This is a genomic window from Achromobacter deleyi (assembly GCF_013116765.2).
Lineage (GTDB): Bacteria > Pseudomonadota > Gammaproteobacteria > Burkholderiales > Burkholderiaceae_B > Achromobacter > Achromobacter deleyi_A.
Map to the genome: position 1 here is coordinate 5,417,061 of NZ_CP074375.1, position 21,427 is coordinate 5,438,487.

Consider the following 21,427-nt stretch of genomic DNA (forward strand, 5'->3'; position numbering starts at 1 on the left):
GCATGCTCACGCTGTTGGCTCGCATTCGAAGTGATGGCACTAGGATCAGCGGGTTACGTATCACGCGGTCGTGAAGAGCCAAGTATCATGGGGCATGCATGACAAGTCGTTAGGGAGCTATATGGAACCTGGGAATGACGTCCGGTAACGTCCGAGTCCGGCGCTTTCAATTGAATGCCAACGGCCGTGATTTTGCGGTGGGTGACATCCACGGTCATTTTGGTCGGCTTGAGGTCGCGCTGGCTGCCGTAAGGTTTTCGCCAGAAAAGGACCGATTGTTTTCCGTGGGGGACCTTGTGGACCGAGGCCCTGAGTCAGCCGATGTTCTGAAATGGTTGGAGCGCCCGTGGTTTCACGCGATCTGTGGGAATCACGACCTGATGACGTGGCGACGGGCGATGGACAATCCGATTCCGGACGTTGATCATCGCGCCCACGGCGGCGGATGGTTGGATGCCTGTGCTGGCGATGTTCGTGAACGCATTGCGGCCTGCTTGAGTGCCTTGCCGCTGGCTATCGAGGTGGAAACGCCGAGTGGTGTAGTCGGTATGGTTCACGCCGACTTCCCCTATGACGATTGGCAGGCCGTTCATGGCGCTACTTTCAGCCCGGAGGATGAGGATGCCTGCCTATGGTCCGTAGACCGCTATCGAATGCAGTATTCCCAGCCTGTCCGCAATGTCCGTGCGGTGGTTCATGGACATATGACGCTACGCAAGCCTGCGCAGCTTGGTAATGTTTACTACATCGATACAGGTGGATGGCAGGATGGGGGGAGGTTTACGTTGCTGGACTTGCATACGCTTAAGTCGTGGCCGAGCTAATTCCATTCTGCCACCTCTGAAATACATGGTGTAGCCTTCAACGGCCCGACAACCGGGCAGATCACTGAAGTGATGTGAGGGGGCAAAAGAAAGATTCATCGCCGATTGCCGGGGAAGGCTTCTCGCCTGACGTTTTCGAGATTGCGCAGTAGCGGCCAGCGCGAGGACCTAATGATCTTGCGCGCCACTCGGTCGCCGCGTAGGTGGGGATGATTCGCTCAGGAAGACATACGGCCGAGTTCGGCCAGTTTCTGCCGTTCAACATCGTTCTTCAGTTGAAGACAAGGTGTCTGAGGGTGAGGCTCCTGTAAGATTTTGATTTCGCCAAGCGCCTACGTCTTCATTTCCCGATTTCAACAATGGCCCAGAACAATTCCGACTCACACGAGCTTCCCTTTTTCGAGCGTCCTGATTTGACGCCGTTCCTCGTGCACCTGACTAAGAAATCGGGTAAAGCGACCGGTTTCGAGAACCTTGTCAACATTCTTAAGACGGGGATGATCCGTGGCTCGGGACATAGCCCGGGGCGTGTGGCGGGGCCACATACTGCGTCCTGTTTCATGGATGTTCCGCTGCCTTCACTCAAATATGTCCTTCATCAGCGGAACTCAAAACGATACGGACCTTACGGCGTGCTCATCTCGAAGAAGTATGCCTACAAGCACGGGTGCCGCCCCGTCTTGTATATGACGAAGAGTGAACGGAAGACCCTGTTGAAGGAGGATGAATGGTGGCGGGCTGTCACATTGGAGGGAGTAACGGGAACGGAGACCAATTGGCTTCATGAGCGCGAATGGCGTGCCAAGGGCGATTTTTCACTACCGAGTCCTACGTTGCGTGCTGTGTTCGTCCGGACAACCAAAGAGGCCCAACAACTGCAGGCGATGATCACCAGTGACGCGGGAGCGTTTTCTGTCAAGCCGCGCGCGATTCTTCCCCTCAATATAGTCTGTCAGGGACTGCCCTACATGGAGTAGCGTCTGATGCATATTGGATTGTCCGATTTTGGCCGCTCATAATGACCGCTTCGGGTCGGAAGTCGGCCGCCGCACGTCGGAGGGCGGCGAACGGCCAGCAGCAGTTATTCCATAATTGGTCTTTAGACTACTTGCAGCAAGCTCCAATCTCGAAATTTTTAGGTTAGCCTAAAAAGTTTGATTGCGATTGGTCACTCTCAGAATTGCGGATATATTCATTTTTATAAGAACGACAAGCCTATTTTTCTGTCGTCTAAATTTAGTTGAGCGTCTGGAGGAAACTTTGGCAAGCAAGATCCCGAATTCAGTTATTGGCGCGGTCGCTTCTGTAATCGGGGCGTATTACTACAGCCATTCGGCGCTGAACTCGCTCTTCATGGAAAGCGGAGCGCCTGGTGACGCCCCTCCCGGGAACTGCGAGACGAAGTGCTCCCTCTGGCTTAAGCTATGCAACGAAGATCCATCAGTGGATGCCTTAGCGGTACTCGGTCAAGTCATTCAAAAGTTCATGGATCAAGAACCCAACGACTGGCGTCCCGAGATCGCCTCCGGCCAGAAGCGGATACGTGAGAGTCTCGCGAAGAATCAACTCACATATCAGGTAAATGGATACGTCGGGCTTGCTGGAGCAAGTCTTGCCGCCAAAACATTAGCTGACTTTCTTCGGGCTGGTGACTTCGCCTCAGTCGAAGCGGAGTTCGAGCGAGCAATTGATCAACTTGAGCGTGATCCTCATGCGGCAATCACAGCAGCCTGCTCAATCATTGAGGCGACTTGCAAGACGTACATCGAAACGTTTGCCCTTGAAATGCCGGCCAACCAGACGGTAATGCCTCTTTGGCGCACCGTTCAGAGTCACTTGGGTCTCAACCTAGACCCAACGCTCCGAGACGACCAGAAGAGAATTCTTCAAGGGTTGGCCTCTATCGTGGATGGTGTTGGTGCATATCGAACGCATATTGGCTCAGCGCATGGGCGTGGAGTAAGCCCGCCGTCACTAGAGGTGTCAGAGGCACGCCTCGCGGTGAACGCGTCGCACTCGTTAGTCATATTCATCATGGAGCGTTGGCATTCAGCGCAGACCCTAACCATTCGTTCCAGCAGACTGACTTCGGCAGCCGCTGAACTCAAACGTTAGGCGTTATGAATCGCACAGTTCCCGATTGGGTGATCCAAACCTGCTGGTCGATATCCGGAATATTTGCAACCGGTTCCCTTTGGTACTTCCTGTCTACCAAAGATTACTCATATGCGGCTGGCTCCGGCATCTTGGCGTTTATATTCGCCGTCGCTGCAATTGCCTGCCACAGGCGTAAGGATAAACTCGCTGAACAGTCCCTTCCAACGGAGTTCAAGAACGAACTCCCAGACGACTACACTCGACGCTCACTAGACGAACCAACTGATATCCGCCTCTTTGAGTCACTTCCGGAACTCAAGGCGCTTACACATCGAACGGCACAACCAGGATGGGACACTGGCATCACCGTTGAAATGCGTAAGGCGACGTACGACGTCGTGGACTTCTACGAGATCATCTGGCTCAAGCTTGCCGAGTTCTACCCCGTTAAACACTTCGGCAAAGATGGAGCCGCTGCGTATATCAAGAACTACATACGCGAAAGGTACAAGTTTCACTGGGCGAAGCATGAACCTAGTGGTCCGGGCACCGGGGGAACAATCGTCGGTGTACTTACGGGTCGGGATGTCATGCACGACCTAGACCAATTGATCGTCGAAACAGCCACGGCGGTAGTCGGTTACAGGGACAATTTCGACTTCAAGGCTTGGCAAGCTCGCTGGGAAGGCGCTGCACCATCGAATGGCGACTAACCCTTCCATCGAGTTGACGCACAACGGGCTGCGCCCGTCGGTCGCAGCTCATGTCAGACGTTAGTGGGGAGACTGCTCTGGGTCGTTCCGCGACCCCCAACCACCCCGCAGATCGGCGTAGAACCAAAGAAAAGGCCCTTCACTCAATAGGTGAAAGGCCTGTCGTTTCAGAACTGACTCAGGGTGGTTTATCCGCGCTTGAACAGGCGCTCGTGCATCCATCCATCGTTGGTCAGGATGACAGCCGCCTTTCCCTGTATATCTCCCTGTGTCTGTTCCGCAAAATTCTTGTAATTGGCACGCATGCCTTCCGATTTGGCCCAGTCATCTGCACCTTCTACCTTGTAGCGGTAGTTCACCTGCGACAGCTTTACGCCCATCATGTCGCTGGGTTCAGTGAAGTTGCTCACTTCCACAACGGTGTACTTGCCGGTGCAGAAGGCATCTTGTCCAGCCATCGTATTGGCACCATTGGCGACGAGGAATTTCTTGCCGGTGTCAGTGACTTGGTACTCGGTGGCCGGCTCCATCTTGTTGCCAAACATGGCTTTGACTTCGGTGTCTCGCTTCGTCAGCAGCCCGGCATCGACCAGCGCGTCGGCGCGCTTCTTGCTCTGGCCGCCCAGCATGTCTTGATTCGCCAGGGTGAACGGCAAGCCCTTTGCAGGAATCGCAGCGCACAGGCCCTTCTGAGTATCTAGGTATGCCTGTATGGCCTTGCTGAAGTTGCTCTTGTTGGCGTCCTTGGCGCTGCCGCACGCGGCAAGGGTAAAAGCAAGGCTGCTGATGGCGACGATCTTGATAGCGGTATGCAAAACTAGCTTCCTCCGTAGGTTAAGACAATCGGTTATTCATTATGGCAACGCGATGGATCGATTATGCGGTGTTCTCTGTTTGGGAGTCGGTCTCACTCCGTTGTTTAGAAGTGGACGGCGCGCGACGCACGAGGCGGTCCAGCTTCTGCACCAGGTCTTCGGCCCGCAGGTGCGTATAGCGCTTGAGCATCTGCATCGACTTGTGGCCGCTGATGGCCGACACCTCTTGATCGCTCAAGCCGGCTTCCACGAACCGGCTGACAGCCTCGTGTCGCAGGTCGTGAAAGCGGAAGTCTTCAAGGCCCGCTGCTCGCTTGGCATCGGTCCACGCTTTGTCGAACAGGTAGGGGCGTCGTATGCCATCCCGGCCGGGTTCGCCGAAGAACACCAGTTCGGTTTCGGCTGGGCGCAAGGGGTTGGCCAGTGCTTCGGTGAACACGCGCGTTGCCTCGGCAGTCAGTGGGACGGTGCGAGGCGAAGAGTTCTTGGTATGTTCCAGCCGGACGACGCGCCGCTCGATGTCCACCTGCCGAATGCGTAGCGTCGCAATCTCGGACAGCCGCATGCCGGTCTGGACGGCAATGCGGACGATCCATCCGAACATCGGGTTTGAGTGCTTATCGACGGCTTGTAGCAGGCGGGTCTGTTCTGCGGGAGTCAATCGCCGGTTGCGGCCCGAGCCTGGGGCCGGGCGGCGAATGTTGGACACGGGATTGAAGGGCAGGCCGATGCCCCATTCCTTGATCGCGACGGTGAACAGGTGGCCTAGCAGGGCCAGTTCCAAGCGTACCGTGTTGTTACTGCGAGGCCGTAGCTTGCCATGCTTGTCCGGGTCGCCCGCCAGTCGCATGTCACGGAACTGCGCCACGATCTCGGCGTTCAGGGCGGCCAGCGAGTACTTGCCAAGATGCCGGATGATGACTTGAGCTTTCTTATGTTCGCCGGCTTGGGTCGAGGCCCGCTTGGTGGGCGTGACTTCCTTGAGGTAGCGGGTCAGTGCCGCTTCGACGGTCATGCGCTCGGCCGGCGCTCGCTGGATGTATACGCCGCGTACCATTTCGTCTTCGGTACGGCGCGCCCAGTCTTCGGCGTCCCGCTTGGTGCGGAATGTCTTGGCCGTGGCCGGCCAGCCTGTCTTGCGGATGAGGGCTTTCCAAGTGCCCGAGGAAGTCTTAACAATCGTAGCCATGAGTACTCCGTATGGGGCTAGCGCCGCATCACTGTACCGAAACTGTACCTGACCACAATTTTAGGAAAATCCCCCGGTGCGGGGCTTGTACTGCGAAATCTTCTAACGGCTTGAATTAGCGGAAGATTTTTAGATGGTGCCCGGGGCCGGAATCGAACCGGCACGCCTTGCGGCGGGGGATTTTGAGTCCCCTGCGTCTACCAATTTCACCACCCGGGCAGGGGGTCGCGAACACGTCCAGATGACGGCTGCGGGAGATACGAAGACAGCGATTATATGCGGTCTTTCATAAATTGTCAGGCGAAGCGGGGACGGGCCAGTCTGACCGGGGTTGGTCCCGGGCTTCGCCAGAAAGCGAGGCCCTGGACCAACCCGACAATTGTCTTATTTCTTCTCGGGCAGGAACCAGTTCATCACCAGGGCGCAAATGCCGCCCGTGGCCACGCCCGACTCCAGCACGCTCTTCACGGCATGCGGCAGGTGCGACAGGATCTCCGGCACTTGCGACACGCCCAGGCCCAGCGCCAGCGACACGGCGATGATCAGCAGCGCGCGGCGGTCCAGATGGATGCCGGCCAGGATGTTGATGCCGGACGCGGCGACCGCGCCGAACATCACCATGGCGGCGCCGCCCAGGACGGGCTCGGGCACGGCTTGCAGGACGCCGGCCACGCCGGGGAACAGGCCCAGCACGATCAGCATGCCCGCGATCCACACGCCGACGTGGCGGCTGGCGATGCCGGTCAGCTGGATGACGCCGTTGTTCTGTGCGAAGACCGAACTGGGGAAGGTGTTGAACACGCCGGCCAGGAGCGAGTTCGCGCCGTTGACCAGGACGCCGCCCTTGATGCGCTGCATCCACAGCGGGCCTTCGACGGGCTGCTTGGATACCTTGCTGGTGGCGGTGACGTCGCCGATGGCTTCCAGGGACGTGACCAGGTAGATGATCAGCATCGGCACGAACAGCGCCCACGAGAAGCCCAGGCCGAAGTGCAGCGGCACGGGGATCTGGAACAGCGCGGCTTCGCGGGCGCCGGTGAAGTCCAGGCGGCCCATGTAGGCGGCCGCAATGTAGCCGACGGCCAAGGCCAGCACCAGCGCGGTGCTGCGGATCCACACGACGGGCACGCGGTTCAGCAGGATGATGGTGCCCAGGACCAGGCCGGATAGCGTCAGGTTCTCGGAGCTGGCGAAGGTGCCGTTGGCCATGGCGCCAAAGCCGCCGCCCATGCTGATGAGGCCGACCTTGATCAGCGTCAGGCCGATCAGCAGCACGACGATGCCGGTGACCAGGGGGGTGATCAGGCGCTTCACGAATGGCAGGATGCGGCTGATGCCCATCTCGACGAACGATCCGGCGATGACCACGCCGAAGATCGCGGCCATGACGGCTTCGACCGGCGTGCCTTGCTTGACCATGACCGAGCCGCCGGCGATCAGCGGCCCGACGAAGTTGAAGCTGGTGCCCTGCACGATGAGGAGGCCCGCGCCCAGGGGGCCGAAGCGCTTGCACTGCACGTAGGTGGCGATGCCGGAGATGACCAGCGACATGGACACGATCAGGGTGGTGTCGCGGCTGCTCACGCCCAGCGCCTGGCAGATGAGCAGGCCGGGGGTGACGATGGGGACCAGGATGGCCAGCAGGTGCTGCAGCGCGGCGACGAAGGCGACGGGAGGCGCGGGACGGTCGTCGGGACCGTAGACCAGGTCGTGGCTGGGGGCGTCGTCGTCGGGGGCGCTGCGGGGGGCGGGTTGGGCTAGGGAGGCGGGTTGCATGGCGGAGTGCCGGCCGGGGGGGGGTAGGTGAGAAAAGTGCGGAATTTTACCGGGGACAGCGGCTTGTCAGGTTGCAGCGCCGCCACCCGGTCTTGAAAAGTTCCCTTTGGCCCCCACATCAGTAGGGTTTCCCGGAGACCGCGTGGGCGATGCGCCCCGGTCGCTTAATAATCCGTCCCTAATTTATTTTCAAAGCCACGTAGAACTATGAGCCAAACCGCCACGACTTCCACGTCCGAAACCCTGGGATTCCAGGCCGAGGTGAAGCAGCTGCTGCACCTGATGATCCATTCGCTGTACAGCAACAAGGAAATCTTCCTGCGCGAGCTGGTGTCGAATGCGTCGGATGCCTGCGACAAGCTGCGTTTCGAGGCCATAGACCAGCCCGAGCTGCTGGAAGGGAATGGCGAACTGGCCATTACGGTCAGCTACGACAAGGCCGCCCGCACGATCACGATCTCGGACAACGGGATCGGTCTGTCGCGCGACGAAGCCGTGGCCAACCTGGGCACGATCGCCCGTTCCGGCACGCGCGAATTCTTCTCGCAACTGACGGGCGACAAGCAGAAGGATGCGCAGCTGATCGGCCAGTTTGGCGTGGGTTTCTATTCGTCGTTCATCGTGGCGGACAAGGTCACGGTGGTGAGCCGCCGCGCCGGCGCCACCGATGCGATCCAGTGGGAATCCGACGGCCAGGGCGAGTTCACGATTGCCGCCGCCGAGAAGTCCGGCCGTGGCACGGACGTGACGCTGCATCTGCGCGCCGACGAAGACGAACTGTTGAATGGCTGGAAGCTGCGCGAGATCCTGCGCCGCTACTCTGACCATATCTCCCTGCCCATCCGCATGGTCAAGGAAGAGTGGGACCAGGAGAAGGGCGAGCAGGTCAAGACCGAAGAGCTGGAAACGGTGAACCAGGCGAATGCGCTGTGGGCCCGCAGCAAGTCCGACGTGACGGAAGAGCAGTATCGCGAGTTTTACAAGACGGTGTCGCACGACTACGACGACCCGCTGGCCTGGACGCACAACCGTGTCGAAGGCCGCAGCGAATACACGCAGCTGCTGTACGTGCCCAAGCATGCGCCCATGGACATGTGGGATCGCGATGGCCGCCACGGCGTGAAGTTGTATGTGAAGCGCGTCTTCATCATGGACGACGCCGACCAGCTGCTGCCCTCGTACCTGCGCTTTGTGCGCGGCGTGATCGATTCGGCCGATCTGCCGCTGAACGTGTCGCGCGAAATCCTGCAGGAAAGCCGTGACGTGCGCGCCATCCGCGAGGGTTCGGCCAAGCGCATCCTGTCGCTGCTGGAGGACATGGCCGAGAACAAGCCGGAAGACTACGCCACGTTCTGGTCGGAGTTCGGCCAGGTACTGAAGGAAGGCGCGGGCGAGGACTCCGCCAACCTGGAGCGCATCGCCAAGCTCATGCGCTTTGCTTCGACGCATTCGGGCGACCAGGCTCAGACGGTGTCGTTCGCCGACTATGTTTCGCGCATGAAGGAAGGTCAGGACAAGATCTACTACGTGACGGCGGATACGTTCGCCGCGGCCAGCAACAGCCCGCATCTGGAAATCTTCCGCAAGAAGGGCATCGAAGTGCTGCTGCTGTCGGACCGCGTGGACGAGTGGATGCTGTCCTACCTGCGTGAATTCGACGGCAAGTCACTGGTGTCGGTGGCCAAGGGCGGCCTGGATCTGGCCGAGCTGGCCGACGAGGAAGAAAAGAAGCACCAGGCCGAAGTGGCCGAGGACTTCAAGCCGCTGGTCGAGCGCCTGCAGAAGACGCTGGAAGACCAGGTCAAGGATGTGCGCGTGACCCTGCGTCTGGTGGATTCGCCGGCCTGCGTCGTGGTGGGCCAGAACGAACTCAGCCCGCACCTCCTGCGCATGCTGAAGGCCGCGGGCCAGGAAGCGCCGAACGTGAAGCCGGTGCTGGAAATCAACCCGGAACACCCGTTGCTGGCACGCATCCGCGCGGCCGAGGACGGCGAGTTCGACCAGTGGGCGCGTCTCCTGCTGGATCAGGCTCTGCTGGCCGAAGGGGCGCAGATCGCGGACCCGGCGGCGTTCGTGAAGCGGCTGAATGCTCTGCTGCTGAAGTAAGCGGCACGCGTGGTTGAAGAGAAGGGCGCCTGAGGGCGCCCTTTTTGTTGCCTTGTAGGGAGCTCGCGCTGGCGGCTGGTGGCGATTAATGACCCCAAGTCAAAAGTGTTTGCCTTCCAGACGGCTTTTTCCGCAAGGATGCCGCCGTCATACTGCACTCCTGTCTTCCCGATGCGCCGGCCATTTTGGGCCGGGAGCGCCCCAGGAACGTCCTGCTGGCGCCGTCGAACCCAAGGAACTTGCATGAACCCCCAAGATAATCAACCGGTTAAGTCCGGCCCGCCGCTGCTGGCGCTCGCCGTCGGTGCGTTTGGCATTGGCGTGACCGAGTTTTCTCCCATGGGCCTGCTGCCTGTCATCGCCGATGGCGTGGGCGTGTCCATTCCCAGCGCCGGCATGCTGATCAGCGCTTACGCCATCGGTGTGATGGTCGGCGCGCCCTTGATGACGCTGGCGTTCTCGCGCTGGTCGCGCCGCAAGGCGCTGATTCTGCTGATGGCGATCTTTACCATCGGCAATGTGCTGTCCGCGCTGTCGCCCAACTACACGACGCTGCTGCTGGCCCGACTGGTGACCAGCCTGAACCACGGCGCGTTCTTCGGCCTGGGTTCGCTGGTGGCCGCCAGCGTGGTGCCGCGCCACAAGCAGGCCAGCGCGGTCGCGACCATGTTCATGGGGTTGACCATCGCCAATGTGGGCGGGGTGCCCGCCGCGACGTGGCTGGGTCAGGTGATCGGCTGGCGGATGTCGTTTGCCGCGACGGCCGTGCTGGGCCTGATCGCGATGCTGTCGCTGTGGTTCGCGCTGCCGGCCGGCGAGGCCGGACGCCGTCCCAATGTGCGCCACGAGCTGGCCGTGCTGAAGAGCCCCGTCGTGCTGCTGGCGCTGTTGACCACGGTGCTGGGGGCGGGCGCGATGTTCACGCTGTATACCTATATTGCGCCGACGCTGGCGGACATCACCGGCGCGTCGCCGGGGTTCATTACCGGCATGCTGGTGCTGATCGGCTTGGGTTTCACCTTGGGCAATGGCCTGGGCGGACGCCTGGCCGACCGTTCGCTGGACGGCACGCTGATCTTCTTCCTGGTGCTGGTGATCGTCGACCTGCTGGCATTTCCGTGGCTGGCCTCCACGAAGATCGGGGCGGCGATTGCCTTGCTGATCTTCGGCGTGGCGACCTTCGCGGTGGTGCCGCCGCTGCAGATGGGCGTGATGCGCGCCGCGACAGCCGCGCCCGGCCTGGCCTCTTCCGTGAACGTGGGCGCGTTCAACCTGGGCAACGCGGTGGGCGCGGCGGCTGGCGGCGCGGTGATCTCCGCGGGCATGGGCTACGCGGCCGTGCCGATCGCCGGGGCGGTCATTGCCGCGGGCGGCCTGGGCCTGGTGCTGCTGCAGCGCGCCGGCAATGTGCGCCGGCGCAAGCTGGCTGCGCAGGCCTGCTGAGTCCGGGCCTTCGGGCCCTGCAATGAAATGCCCCGGCAGCGGATTCGCTGCCGGGGCATTTTTTTGCATAAGCCTGGGTCAGAACTTGAATACGTCTTCCAGGTCGACCGACTCTTCCACCGATTCCAGCTTCACGCTCTGTTCGATGTGGTCCAGATGGTGCAGCGTGAGCTCCGCGGCGCGCTGTGCGTCGCGGGCGGCGATGGCTTCGGTGATGAGTTCGTGCTCGTCGTCGCGGCAGCTGGTGGCGGTGGGCAGGTTGTACAGGAAGATGACCAGACAGGTCAGCGTGGACAGCTCGCGCATGGTGCGCGCGAATTCGCCGTTGCCCGCCAGTTCGCTCAACAGGATGTGGAATTCTCCGGCCAGCCGGATGATGGCGCGCTTGTCGTCGCGCTTGCGGGCATCGTGTTCCAGGATGACGTGTTCGCGCAGGCGTGCAAGCTTTTCCGGCGTCAGGTTCTGCGTCAGGCGGCGCACCACGGCGGGTTCGATCAGCCTGCGCGCTTCGAAGACGTCGCGTGCCTTTTCAATGGAGGGCTTGGCCACATAGGCGCCGCGCTGGGGGAACAGTTCCACGATCTGTTCGTGCGCCAGGCGCGCCAGCACCTCGCGGATGCGGGGCCGGCTGACCTCGAAGATCTCGGCCAGGCGCTCTTCGACCAGCTTGGTGCCGGGTTTGAGCCGGTTGTCCAGGATGGCGCGGTAGATGCGCTCGTAGATGCCGGTGACCGTGTTTTCGCGTTTGTCTGATGCCATGGGCTCGTTGTTGGTTTGCGCGTGGGGTGCCAGGGCGGGATCGCCGCCGTGGGCAATGAGCGGTTCTTTGCCGCTTGTAGACGTCACGTTGTCTGCAACCTGACGGGTGAACGTGAAGATACCCGATTGACCGCCGCTGTTGTTGGAAGCTGAATCAGGCAGTCAAAAATAATGTTAACAATTTATGGTTGAAATGTATATTTCAGGGTAATCACTAGCGTAATCATTTCTGTATTCGGCCTAGAATCCGCTCACAACTTGCCCTCCCCGAACCGCCGCGCGGTACGGAAAACGGGCGGATCAGACGGGCTGACGCATATGACGAAGCAGGGTTTTGATCTGGTGCTGCGGGACGCGGTGCTGGCGACCGCCGGCGACACGTGCCGGGCGGATCTGGGGATTTCGGACGGCCGGATCGTGCAGATCGGCCAGGGCCTGGCGAAGGGCCTGTGTGAAATCGACGTGGCCGGGCGCGTGGTGACGCCGGGCGGCGTCGATGCGCATTGCCACCTGGATCAGCCGATGGCGCCGCCCGTGAAGCTGGCCGACGACTTCCATACCGGCACGCGGTCGGCGGTTTGCGGCGGAACCACCACCGTGATTCCGTTCGCGGCGCAGCGCAAGGGCGGCACGCTGCAGGCGGCCATCGATGACTACCACCAGCGCGCCGAGGGCCGCGCCTGCGTGGACTATGCCTTCCACCTGATCCTGACCGATCCCACGCCGGCCGTGCTGAATGAAGAGCTGCCGCGCCTGATCGAGGCGGGCTACACCTCGTTCAAGCTGTACATGACCTACGACGCGCTGAAACTGTCCGACGGCCAGATACTGGACGTGCTGGACGTGGCGCGCACGCATGGAGGCATGGCGATGATCCATGCCGAGAACTCGGATTGCATCGCCTGGCTGACCCGCCGCCTGGAAGCCGCGGGCCGCACCGCGCCGCGCTTTCATGCGGTGTCGCGCCCGACCCTGGTGGAGCGCGAGGGCGCGCACCGGGCAATCGCGCTGTCCGAACTCATCGACGTGCCTATCCTGCTGGTGCATATCTCGGGCGGCGAGGCCGTGGCGCAGATCCGCGAGGCGCGCGCCAAGGGCCTGAACGTCTACGCCGAAACCTGTCCGCAATACATCCTGCTGACGGCGGCGGACCTGGGCACGGACGACAGCTACTTCGGCGCGCGCTGCGTGTGTAGCCCGCCGCCGCGCGACAAGTCCAGCCAGGAAGACATCTGGCAAGGCCTGGCCGACGGCCTGTTCACGGTGTTCTCGTCGGACCACTCGCCCTTCAACCTCACGGGCGAGGACGGCAAGACGCCTGGCGGCAAGGAAGTGGCCTTCCGCCATATCCCCAACGGCATCCCCGGCATCGAAACGCGCATGCCGCTGCTGTATTCCGAGGGCGTGCTGGGCGGCCGCATCAGCTTGAACCGCTTCGTGGAACTGACGGCGACCCAGCCGGCGCGGGCCTATGGCCTGTACCCGAAAAAGGGCACGCTGGCCATCGGCAGCGATGCCGACCTGGTGATCTGGGAAGAGCGCGATTTCACGCTGGACAACGCGCACCTGCATCACGCGGTGGACTACACGCCTTATGCGGGCATGACGCTGCGGGCCTGGCCCGCCATGACCCTGCTGCGCGGACAGATTGTTTGGGACGGCACGCACTTTGCGGGTGCGCCGGGGCAAGGCCAGTTTCTGCCGCGCGGGCTGCCCAGCCTGGCGCCGCCCAGCGCCCGCAGGGGCGCGCAGCCCGCCTGGCGTTAGCGCGCGCCGCACGGATAACAGTGATTCATTTTGGAGGATACCGAGTTGAAAACTACCCTGATCAAGAACGCCGATGTTGTGGTTGCCTGGGACGAGGCGCGCGAGCGGCACGTCTACATGAAGAACGCCGATGTGGCATTCGCGGATGGGCGAATCACGCACGTCGGGCCGGGCGCGCAGGCGGCGGCGCCGGATGCGGAAATCGTCAGCGGCAGCGGCATGATGGTGATGCCGGGCCTGGTGGATATCCACAGCCATCTGGTGCATGAGCCCATCAACAAGGGCTACACGGACGAGACGGGATCGGCGGGCCTGTACAACTCGAACCTGTACGAATACATGCCCACGATGGAAGGCGACGACGAGGCCGCGCCCGCGCAGCTGACGCTGGCCGCCGCTGAACTGCTGATGTCCGGGGTGACCACGGTGGTGGACATGTCGGTGGCGCACGAGCGCTGGATCGACATCATGGTGCAAAGTGGGCTGCGCGCCTACATCGCGCCGATGTTTCGTTCGGCGCGCTGGTATACGCGCAACGGCCACGTTGTCGAATACGAATGGAACGAGAAGGCCGGGGAAGCCGGCATGGAGCGCGCGCTGGCGCTCATCGACCGCGCCGAGGCGCACGAGTGCGGCCGGTTGACGGGGATGCTGGTGCCGGCGCAGATCGATACCTGCACGCCGGAACTGCTGAAGGCCAGCCACCAGGAGGCTCAGCGCCGGGGCATAGGCTGGCAGACGCATGCCGCGCAATCCCTGCCTGAGTTCCACGAGATCACGCGCCGCCACGGTCTGACGCCGATCCAGTGGCTGCACAGCCTGGGCGTGCTGGACCCGGGCAGCATCGTCGGCCACGGCATCTTCGTGGACGATCATCCGAACACGCACTGGAGCACCGCCACCGACCTGTTCATCCTGGCCGACACGGGCGCCAGCGTGGCGCACTGCCCGACGGTGTTCATGCGCCGGGGCATGGCGCTGCGCGACTTCGGGCGCTACCGCCGGGCGGGCATCAACCTGGGCATTGGCACCGACACCTATCCGCACAACATGATCGAGGAAATGCGTCATGTGGGCTATCTGGCGCGCCTGATGGCGCAGACGCCGCGCGCCGTCAGCACGGGTGAGGTCTTCCATGCCGCGACAGTCGGGGGCGCGACGGCGCTGGGACGCGACGACCTGGGCCGCATCGCGGTGGGCGCGCGCGCCGACCTGGTGATGGTGGACATGACCCATCACCTGATGCGTCCTTCGCGCGACCCGGTGCGCAGCCTGGTCTACGCCGCCGCCGACCGCGCCGTGCACACCGTGTACATCGACGGCCGGCGGGTGGTGCATGAAGGCCAGGTGCATACGCTGGATTACCGCAAGGCGGCCGAGCAGGTGGACGAGGCCCAGCGCCGCGCCGAAGCGCTGGTGCCGTCGCGGGACCTGGTGGCGGGACGTACCGCCGAACAGATGTCGCCGCTGTCGTTCGACATCGTCTGATCCGGGCTCATCCGCAATCCGATTTCAAGGGCCGGCGACAGGCCCTGTTCATCCATAAAAACTCAAGGGAATGAAATGGCTTACCTCAATGCTGAAAGACTCGAAGCCCGCTTCGGATTGGGCCGTCTTGGCGCCGCGCTGGCTTGCGCCGCAGCGATGGCCTGGGCGCCCGCGCAGGCCGAAACGCTGACCGTGGTGATGGCCAGCAAGCTGACGGTGCTGGACCCGGTGCTGACCGCGTCGCACCAGACGCGCAACCACGCCTACATGATCTACGACACGCTGCTGGCGACGGACGCGGACAACAAGATCCAGCCGCAGATGGCGGACAAGTGGGAGATCTCGCCCGACGGCAAGACCTACACCTTCACCCTGCGCGACGGCCTGAAGTGGCACGACGGCACGCCGGTGAAGGCCGAGGACTGCGTGGCCTCGATCCAGCGCTGGGCGCAGTCGGACAAGACCGGCCGCCAGCTGATGCCGCTGGTGTCGTCGATGAACGTCATCGACGACAAGACGTTCAGCATTGTGCTGACCGCGCCCGCCGACGTGCTGTCGGCATTGGGCAAGCCCAGCGGCCTGCCCAGCTTCATGATGCCCAAGCGCGTGGCGCAGACGCCGGTGGCGCAAGCCATCACCGACTACACCGGTTCGGGCCCCTTCAAGTTCGTGCAGAAGGAATTCCAGCCGGGCGTGAAGACGGTGTATGAGAAGAACACCGATTACGTGCCGCGCAAGGAAGCGCCCAGCTGGACGGCGGGCGGCAAGGTGGTCAACGTGGACCGCGTGGAATGGGTGGCCATGGCCGACCCGATGACGACCGTGAATGCCCTGCTGGGCGGAGAGGTCGACTACATCGAGACCGTGCCGTTCGACCTGGTGCCCATGGTCAAGGGCTCGTCCGACCTGACGCTGCGCGTGCTGGACAAGATGGGCTATCAGCCCATGTACCGCTTCAACCAGCTGAATGCGCCGTTCAACAACAAGCTGGTCCGCCAGGCCGCCATGTACGCGGTGGGGCAGGACGACATCCTGAAGGCTCAGGTTGGCGATCCGGAGTTCTTCAAGACCTGCGGCGCGGTGTTCGGCTGCAACCTGCCGTATTCCAGCAATACGCGCGCCGACATGATCGTGCCGTCCAACATCGAGAAGGCCAAGGCCTTGCTGAAGGAGGCCAAGTATGACGGGTCGCCCGTGGTGATCCTGCACGCCACCGATATCGCCATGGCCTCGGCGATTCCCGTGGTGATGGCGCAGCAGCTGCGTCAGGCGGGCTTCAATGTGCAGCTGCAGGCCATGGACTTCATGACCATGCTGTCGCGCCGCGCCAACCGCGACGTGCCGGCCAAGGGCGGCTGGAGCATCTTCGTGACTACGTGGCACGTGAGTGAAATCATGGACCCGCTGCGCAACTATGGCGTGTCGGCCAACGGCGAGAAAGCCTGGTTCGGCTGGCCGACCGTGCCGCAGGTGGAAGCGCTGCGCGACAAGTTCCTGGTGGCGGGCACGGACGCCGAGCGCAAGCAGCTTGCGGAGCAGCTGCAGGACGTGATGCTGGACGAAGGCGTGGCGATCACGCTGGGCCAGATCGAGACGGCGGCTGCATTCAGCAAGAAGCTGTCGGGTGTGCTGGACTCGCCCGCGCCGGTGTTCTGGAACATCAAGAAAGCCAGCCGGTAAGCCAGCATGTTCAGCTACATACTCAGACGCATCCTGGCCACGGTTCCCGTGGTGCTGACGGTCGCCGTGCTGGTGTTCTGCCTGCTGCGCCTGACGCCGGGAGACCCCGCGCTGATTCTGGCGGGCGATGCGGCCACCGAGACCCAGCTTGCGCAGATCCGCGAGCACATGGGGCTGGACCGGTCCATGGCCACTCAGTTCCTGTTGTGGGGCGGGCAGGTGCTGCAGGGCGATCTGGGCGTGTCGCTGCATTCGGGTACGCCGGTCACGTCCATGATCGGCAACCGCGTCGGGCCGTCGCTGGCCCTGGCGCTGTCGACGATCCTGCTGTCCACGCTGATCGCGGTGCCGCTGGGCGTGTTCTCGGCCTGGCGGCGCGGCACCCGCGCGGACCGGGCGGTGATGGCGTTTTCGGTGTTGGGCTTCTCGGTGCCGATCTTCGTCACCGGCTACGCGCTGATCCTGCTGTTCGCGATGAAGCTGGGCTGGCTGCCGGTGCAAGGCTACAAGTCGCCGTCGGCCGGCCTGCTGGCCTTTGGCATGCACCTGCTGCTGCCCACGATCGCGCTCAGTACGGGCTTTGTCGCGCTGATTGCGCGCATTGCCCGCAGCAGTGTGCTGGAGGTGATGGGCGAGGACTTCATCCGCACCGCGCGCGCCAAGGGCATCACCGAGCGCGCCGTGATGATGGCCCACGCGCTGCGCAACGCGGCCGTGCCCATCATCACCGTGATCGGCGTCAGCATCGCCTTGCTGATCAGCGGCGTGGTGGTCACGGAATCGGTGTTCAACCTGCCCGGGCTGGGCCGGCTGGTGGTGGAGTCCGTACTGGCCCGCGACTATCCGCTGATCCAGGGCCTGATCCTGCTGTTCTCGCTGGTCTACATCGGCGTGAACCTGACCATCGACGTCCTGTACTCGGTGTTCGACCCGCGCATCCGCTACTGAAGGAATCCGCATGTCCACCTCTATACACTCCATGGCGGGGGCGGCCGCGGCTGCGCCCGCCGTCCGCAAGCGTCCGCGCTCGGCGCTGGTCCGCACGCTGTCCACCGGGCCGGTCATGGCCGCCCTGGTGATGCTGGCCGTCATCGTCCTGGCGGCCATCGCGGCCAATCTGCTGGGCCTGGCCGACCCCATGGCGATCAATCCGATGCAGCGCCTGAAGGGCTTTTCCGCCGAGCACTGGTTCGGCACCGATGCCTACGGACGCGACGTGCTGTCGCGCGTGATCCACGGCGCGCGCATCTCGCTGATGATAGGCGCGGGCACCGCCGTGGTGGCGCTGATACCCGGGCTGCTGCTGGGCGTGATCGCCGGCTACTTCCGCGCGGCGGACATGGTCATCATGCGGATCATGGACGGCATCATGTCGGTGCCCAGCATCCTGCTGGCCATCGCCCTGGTCGCCGTGACCGGCGCCAGCATGCTGACGGTGCTGATCGCCATCGCCGTGCCGGAGTTTCCGCGGGTGGTGCGACTGGTGCGCGGCCTGATCCTGAGCCTGCGCGACGAACCCTATGTGGAAGCCGCGATCTCGCTGGGCACACCGACCCGGACCTTGATGATGCGCCACCTGGTGCCCAACACGCTGGCGCCGCTGATTGTGCAGGGCACCTTCATCTTCGCGTCCGCCATGCTGTCCGAGGCGGTCATGAGCTTTCTGGGCGTGGGCATGCCGCCCGAGTTCCCGTCCTGGGGCAACGTGATCGCAGAGGGCCGCATGTACTTCCAGATCAAGCCCGAGCTGATCCTGTTGCCGGGCCTGTTCCTGGCCCTGACGGTGCTCAGCGTGAACATGCTGGGCGATGCCATGCGCGACGCGCTGGATCCCAAGATGGCGCGGAGGGTCTGACATGAACGAATCCACAATACCCGTGCTGCAAGTGCAGAACCTGTCGGTGCAGCTGGTGGGAACGCCGGAGGACGAGGCGCGCCACGTGGTCGAAGGCATCAGTTTCGATATCCACGCCGGCGAAACCCTGTGCGTGGTGGGCGAATCCGGTTCCGGCAAGTCCGTCACGTCCTTCTCGGTGATGGGCCTGCTGGCGCCCGATGCGCTCAGGCCCAGCGCGGGCCGCATCCTGCTGGATGGCGAGGACGTGCTGGCCTGCACGCCGGAACGTCTGCGCGAACTTCGAGCCACGCGGATGTCCATGGTGTTCCAGGAACCCATGACCGCGCTGAATCCGGTGCGCACCGTGGGCTGGCAGATCGACGAGGTGCTGCGCACCCATAGCGCCATGGACGCCGCCGCCCGCAAGCGCAAGATCCTGGACATGCTGGAGTCGGTGCGCCTGCCGGACGTGGAGCGCATCTATCACTCCTACCCGCACCAGCTGTCGGGCGGGCAGCGCCAGCGCATCGTCATCTGCATAGCGCTGATCCTGAATCCCAAGCTGTTGATCGCCGACGAGCCCACCACCGCGCTGGACGTGACGACGCAGAAGCAGATCCTGGCGCTGATCCTGGAATTGCAGAAGTCGCACAATACGGCGGTGCTGTTCATTACGCACGACTTCGGCGTGGTGGCGGAGATCGCCGACCGCATCGCGGTGATGAACCGCGGGCGCCTGGTGGAAGTGGGCACGCGCGACGAAATCCTGGCGCGCCCGAAAGAGGCCTATACCCGCATGCTGGTGTCGTCGGTGCCGGGCCTGGCGCCGCAGGCCCGGCTGGCGCCCGAAGGCGAGCCCGTGCTGGTGGTCCAGGGCCTGCGCAAGACCTATGCCGAGCGCGGCTTCTTCAAGGCAAAACGCACGGTGCACGCCGTGCGTGATGTCAGTTTCACGCTGCGCAAGAAGGAGATCGTGGGCATCGTGGGCGAGTCCGGGTCGGGCAAGTCCACCCTGGCCCGCTGCATTGCGCGCCTGATCGACCCCACCTCCGGCAGCGTGCGCCTGGACGGCACGGAGATCGCCACCGCCACCAAGCGCGAGTTCCATCCGGTGCGCAAGCGCATCCAGGTGGTGTTCCAGGACCCGTACCGCTCCTTGAACGCGCGCATCCGGGTGGGAGATTCCATCGTCGAGGGCATGCGCAATTTCGGCGTGCCGGAAGACGAGGCACGCGCGCGGGCCATCGAACTGCTGGATATCGTCGGCCTGGGCACGGACACCATGGACAGGTATCCGCACCAGTTCTCGGGCGGCCAGCGTCAGCGCATCTGCATCGCGCGCGCCCTGGCCCTGCGGCCCGACATCCTGATCGCAGACGAGGCCGTATCGGCGCTGGACGTATCGGTGCAGGCGCAGGTGCTGGAACTGATCGAAGACATCCGCGCCCGCACCGACACGGCGGTGCTGTTCATTACCCACGACCTGCGCGTGGCGGCGCAGATCTGCAATTCCATCGTGGTGATGAAGTCGGGGCAGATCGTGGAGGCAGGGGAGGCGGCCGCGGTGCTGACCCGGCCGCGGAATGGATACACGCGCCAGCTGCTGGATGCCGCCCCGGGCAGGCATTGGGACTTCAAGCATTTCCGGCCGGCGCAGGCGATGCTTCAGTGAAGGCGGGTAGCGCCTATCCGCGAGTCCTGTTTACGCGGGAAGGCGGGACTTCCTGATTGGCATGGGTGGGATCGAGCGGTGGCACCGCCAGCCGCAATCCCGTTGCCTTGAGGATGGCCGTCAGGCCGCCGAGCGCGATCCTTCTGGCTCTTGTACAGGTACTTGCCGCGGGTGGGTTACTTCAACGGCGCAAGCGAACCATGGTTCACCCGCGGGTGCCGGCTAAGTCGCAGGCCGTCGCGCATGTTCAGTCCGAGCAGCATGATGTTCAAGGCGCCGGCTATAAGCTCGGCGCCTTGAATCAGGTAGAACCATGCATCGAACCGGCCCGCGTTGGCCATCCAGGCGAGCGTGAACGCACAGGGAAGCAGGACGAGGAGGCCGTTGGCCGCGACGACCCGCATGCGGCGCTTCTTCATTTCCACGAGGCGCCCCTTGCGTCCCTGGCCGAGCACGAACCCGCTGGCGCCGGTTGCCGCCATCGCGGGAATCAATAGCCACATCGCTGTGAGTATTCCGTTCTTTACCGCTACTACCGTCGATTCGCTCAGAAAGAGTTCGGACACGATGGTTGAGGTCCAGAAGGTGACGATGCAGACTAGCGCGACCGCGCCAGCTGCCGCATGCAGTTTCGATTTCATGGCGTTTCCCCGGAAGGATCGGGAGGAGTCAAATGACGCAGCATCGTGTCCAGCGTTTCGCGGGCGGCATGGATCTGCGCAGGCGGAATTCGAGCGGCGAGTTCGGCGGCTCGGGCCGCCCAGAGTTTCTCGGCACGCAAATAGAGTTGCCGCCCACGCGGGGTGAGTTCGTAGAGCGGCGAGCGCCGATGGGCGGGATTGGCGTGCGAACTCACCAGGCCGGATTCAAGCAGCAGGTTGAGCTGCTTCTGCGCGCCCTGGCGCGTCACGCCCATGGCCTCTCCGACTTGCGGGGCGGTTAGCGGCCTTCCGGCGAGTGCAATGGAGCCCAGCATTTGCCAGCGTGCGCTGCTCAGGCCCAGGGGCTCCACCAACTTGTCGCCCCATTGCAGCAGAGCGCCGTGCGTGCGGAAAACCGTGAGCGTCAGGTCGGTGAGCGCCTCGACATCGGCGGCAAACCTGGGGAGTGAAGGGGGTCTGGATGAGTTCATGACAACCAGTTTCCAACTATGGAAACCAGTTGTCAATATGGTGGGGGGTGAAAAATACGGTGCCAGACTGAAAAATTCGCAGTATCAATATTGTGGCCAGACACCAATATCCATCAGTCCAACTTCAAA

General features: G+C 62.9%; 18 protein-coding genes and 1 tRNA gene. 12 read left to right on the forward strand and 7 right to left on the reverse strand.

Annotated features, from left to right (window positions below):
• The first annotated feature begins 134 nt into the window (after positions 1 to 134).
• From HLG70_RS24625 to HLG70_RS24640, 4 genes are all read left to right on the forward strand, one after another.
• The gene (locus HLG70_RS24625; RefSeq protein ID WP_171662976.1) at positions 135 to 824 is read left to right on the forward strand and encodes a metallophosphoesterase; all 690 of its coding nucleotides are present in this window, start codon (positions 135 to 137) and stop codon (positions 822 to 824) included.
• Positions 825 to 1,183: 359 nt separating this feature from the next.
• A complete protein-coding gene (locus tag HLG70_RS24630; RefSeq protein WP_171662975.1) occupies positions 1,184 to 1,801 on the forward strand; it encodes an abortive infection system antitoxin AbiGi family protein in 618 nt (205 codons plus the stop codon).
• 283 nt (positions 1,802 to 2,084) lie between these two features.
• Positions 2,085 to 2,939: an abortive infection family protein gene (locus tag HLG70_RS24635; protein ID WP_171662974.1), complete on the forward strand. Its 855-nt coding sequence runs from the start codon at positions 2,085 to 2,087 to the stop codon at positions 2,937 to 2,939.
• A gap of 5 nt (positions 2,940 to 2,944) precedes the next feature.
• Positions 2,945 to 3,634: a hypothetical protein gene (locus HLG70_RS24640; protein WP_171662973.1), complete on the forward strand. Its 690-nt coding sequence runs from the start codon at positions 2,945 to 2,947 to the stop codon at positions 3,632 to 3,634.
• A 188-nt stretch (positions 3,635 to 3,822) separates the two neighbouring features.
• On the opposite strand, the gene HLG70_RS24645 is transcribed toward HLG70_RS24640, so the two are convergent.
• The 4 genes from HLG70_RS24645 to HLG70_RS24660 form a co-directional block, all read right to left on the reverse strand.
• Positions 3,823 to 4,449: a hypothetical protein gene (locus HLG70_RS24645; protein WP_171662972.1), complete on the reverse strand. Its 627-nt coding sequence runs from the start codon at positions 4,447 to 4,449 to the stop codon at positions 3,823 to 3,825.
• 61 nt (positions 4,450 to 4,510) lie between these two features.
• Positions 4,511 to 5,638: a site-specific integrase gene (locus HLG70_RS24650; RefSeq protein WP_171662971.1), complete on the reverse strand. Its 1,128-nt coding sequence runs from the start codon at positions 5,636 to 5,638 to the stop codon at positions 4,511 to 4,513.
• 134 nt (positions 5,639 to 5,772) lie between these two features.
• Positions 5,773 to 5,857, reverse strand: a tRNA-Leu gene (locus HLG70_RS24655).
• A 165-nt stretch (positions 5,858 to 6,022) separates the two neighbouring features.
• Positions 6,023 to 7,414: a uracil-xanthine permease family protein gene (locus tag HLG70_RS24660; RefSeq protein WP_171662970.1), complete on the reverse strand. Its 1,392-nt coding sequence runs from the start codon at positions 7,412 to 7,414 to the stop codon at positions 6,023 to 6,025.
• A 207-nt stretch (positions 7,415 to 7,621) separates the two neighbouring features.
• Between HLG70_RS24660 and htpG the strand changes: the two genes are divergently transcribed.
• Entirely contained in the window at positions 7,622 to 9,520 is a 1,899-nt protein-coding gene (gene htpG / locus HLG70_RS24665; RefSeq protein WP_171662969.1) for a molecular chaperone HtpG, read from the forward strand.
• 243 nt (positions 9,521 to 9,763) lie between these two features.
• Entirely contained in the window at positions 9,764 to 10,963 is a 1,200-nt protein-coding gene (locus HLG70_RS24670; RefSeq protein ID WP_171662968.1) for an MFS transporter, read from the forward strand.
• 78 nt (positions 10,964 to 11,041) lie between these two features.
• Here HLG70_RS24670 and HLG70_RS24675 read toward each other — a convergent pair whose 3' ends face one another.
• A complete protein-coding gene (locus HLG70_RS24675; RefSeq protein ID WP_171662967.1) occupies positions 11,042 to 11,722 on the reverse strand; it encodes a GntR family transcriptional regulator in 681 nt (226 codons plus the stop codon).
• A gap of 318 nt (positions 11,723 to 12,040) precedes the next feature.
• On the opposite strand from HLG70_RS24675, the gene hydA reads away from it, so the two are divergent.
• The 6 genes from hydA to HLG70_RS24705 all read left to right on the forward strand — a co-directional run bounded on the left by hydA (position 12,041) and on the right by HLG70_RS24705 (position 20,166).
• Positions 12,041 to 13,489 carry a dihydropyrimidinase gene (gene hydA / locus HLG70_RS24680; protein ID WP_171662966.1) on the forward strand — a complete coding sequence of 483 codons (1,449 nt, stop codon included), beginning with the start codon at positions 12,041 to 12,043 and terminating at the stop codon, positions 13,487 to 13,489.
• 45 nt (positions 13,490 to 13,534) lie between these two features.
• Positions 13,535 to 14,977, forward strand: a complete 1,443-nt coding sequence (locus tag HLG70_RS24685) for an amidohydrolase family protein (protein ID WP_171662965.1) — start codon at positions 13,535 to 13,537, stop codon at positions 14,975 to 14,977.
• 75 nt (positions 14,978 to 15,052) lie between these two features.
• Positions 15,053 to 16,657, forward strand: a complete 1,605-nt coding sequence (locus tag HLG70_RS24690; protein ID WP_234103207.1) for an ABC transporter substrate-binding protein — start codon at positions 15,053 to 15,055, stop codon at positions 16,655 to 16,657.
• A 6-nt stretch (positions 16,658 to 16,663) separates the two neighbouring features.
• Positions 16,664 to 17,605, forward strand: a complete 942-nt coding sequence (locus tag HLG70_RS24695) for an ABC transporter permease (protein WP_171662964.1) — start codon at positions 16,664 to 16,666, stop codon at positions 17,603 to 17,605.
• A gap of 10 nt (positions 17,606 to 17,615) precedes the next feature.
• Positions 17,616 to 18,512: an ABC transporter permease gene (locus HLG70_RS24700; RefSeq protein ID WP_171662963.1), complete on the forward strand. Its 897-nt coding sequence runs from the start codon at positions 17,616 to 17,618 to the stop codon at positions 18,510 to 18,512.
• A 1-nt stretch (position 18,513) separates the two neighbouring features.
• Positions 18,514 to 20,166: an ABC transporter ATP-binding protein gene (locus HLG70_RS24705; protein WP_171662962.1), complete on the forward strand. Its 1,653-nt coding sequence runs from the start codon at positions 18,514 to 18,516 to the stop codon at positions 20,164 to 20,166.
• 176 nt (positions 20,167 to 20,342) lie between these two features.
• Here the strand turns inward: HLG70_RS24705 and HLG70_RS24710 are convergent, their stop codons facing one another.
• Both HLG70_RS24710 and HLG70_RS24715 read right to left on the reverse strand, forming a co-directional pair.
• Positions 20,343 to 20,807, reverse strand: coding sequence for a hypothetical protein (locus HLG70_RS24710; RefSeq protein WP_171662961.1), 465 nt, complete (start codon positions 20,805 to 20,807; stop codon positions 20,343 to 20,345).
• Positions 20,804 to 21,298, reverse strand: coding sequence for a MarR family winged helix-turn-helix transcriptional regulator (locus tag HLG70_RS24715; protein WP_171662960.1), 495 nt, complete (start codon positions 21,296 to 21,298; stop codon positions 20,804 to 20,806). Before HLG70_RS24715 ends, HLG70_RS24710 begins: the two co-directional genes overlap by 4 nt.
• Positions 21,299 to 21,427 lie beyond the last annotated feature (129 nt).

What these genes read in the sequence shown, in the direction of transcription:
- HLG70_RS24625 (WP_171662976.1), top strand. Translation starts at nt 135, where the DNA reads ATGACGTCCGGTAACGTCCGAGTCCGGCGCTTTCAATTGAATGCCAAC.
- HLG70_RS24630 (WP_171662975.1), top strand. Translation starts at nt 1,184, where the DNA reads ATGGCCCAGAACAATTCCGACTCACACGAGCTTCCCTTTTTCGAGCGT.
- HLG70_RS24640 (WP_171662973.1), top strand. Translation starts at nt 2,945, where the DNA reads ATGAATCGCACAGTTCCCGATTGGGTGATCCAAACCTGCTGGTCGATA.
- HLG70_RS24650 (WP_171662971.1), bottom strand. Translation starts at nt 5,638, where the DNA reads ATGGCTACGATTGTTAAGACTTCCTCGGGCACTTGGAAAGCCCTCATC.
- HLG70_RS24660 (WP_171662970.1), bottom strand. Translation starts at nt 7,414, where the DNA reads ATGCAACCCGCCTCCCTAGCCCAACCCGCCCCCCGCAGCGCCCCCGAC.
- htpG (WP_171662969.1), top strand. Translation starts at nt 7,622, where the DNA reads ATGAGCCAAACCGCCACGACTTCCACGTCCGAAACCCTGGGATTCCAG.
- HLG70_RS24670 (WP_171662968.1), top strand. Translation starts at nt 9,764, where the DNA reads ATGAACCCCCAAGATAATCAACCGGTTAAGTCCGGCCCGCCGCTGCTG.
- HLG70_RS24675 (WP_171662967.1), bottom strand. Translation starts at nt 11,722, where the DNA reads ATGGCATCAGACAAACGCGAAAACACGGTCACCGGCATCTACGAGCGC.
- hydA (WP_171662966.1), top strand. Translation starts at nt 12,041, where the DNA reads ATGACGAAGCAGGGTTTTGATCTGGTGCTGCGGGACGCGGTGCTGGCG.
- HLG70_RS24690 (WP_234103207.1), top strand. Translation starts at nt 15,053, where the DNA reads ATGGCTTACCTCAATGCTGAAAGACTCGAAGCCCGCTTCGGATTGGGC.
- HLG70_RS24695 (WP_171662964.1), top strand. Translation starts at nt 16,664, where the DNA reads ATGTTCAGCTACATACTCAGACGCATCCTGGCCACGGTTCCCGTGGTG.
- HLG70_RS24700 (WP_171662963.1), top strand. Translation starts at nt 17,616, where the DNA reads ATGTCCACCTCTATACACTCCATGGCGGGGGCGGCCGCGGCTGCGCCC.
- HLG70_RS24705 (WP_171662962.1), top strand. Translation starts at nt 18,514, where the DNA reads ATGAACGAATCCACAATACCCGTGCTGCAAGTGCAGAACCTGTCGGTG.
- HLG70_RS24710 (WP_171662961.1), bottom strand. Translation starts at nt 20,807, where the DNA reads ATGAAATCGAAACTGCATGCGGCAGCTGGCGCGGTCGCGCTAGTCTGC.
- HLG70_RS24715 (WP_171662960.1), bottom strand. Translation starts at nt 21,298, where the DNA reads ATGAACTCATCCAGACCCCCTTCACTCCCCAGGTTTGCCGCCGATGTC.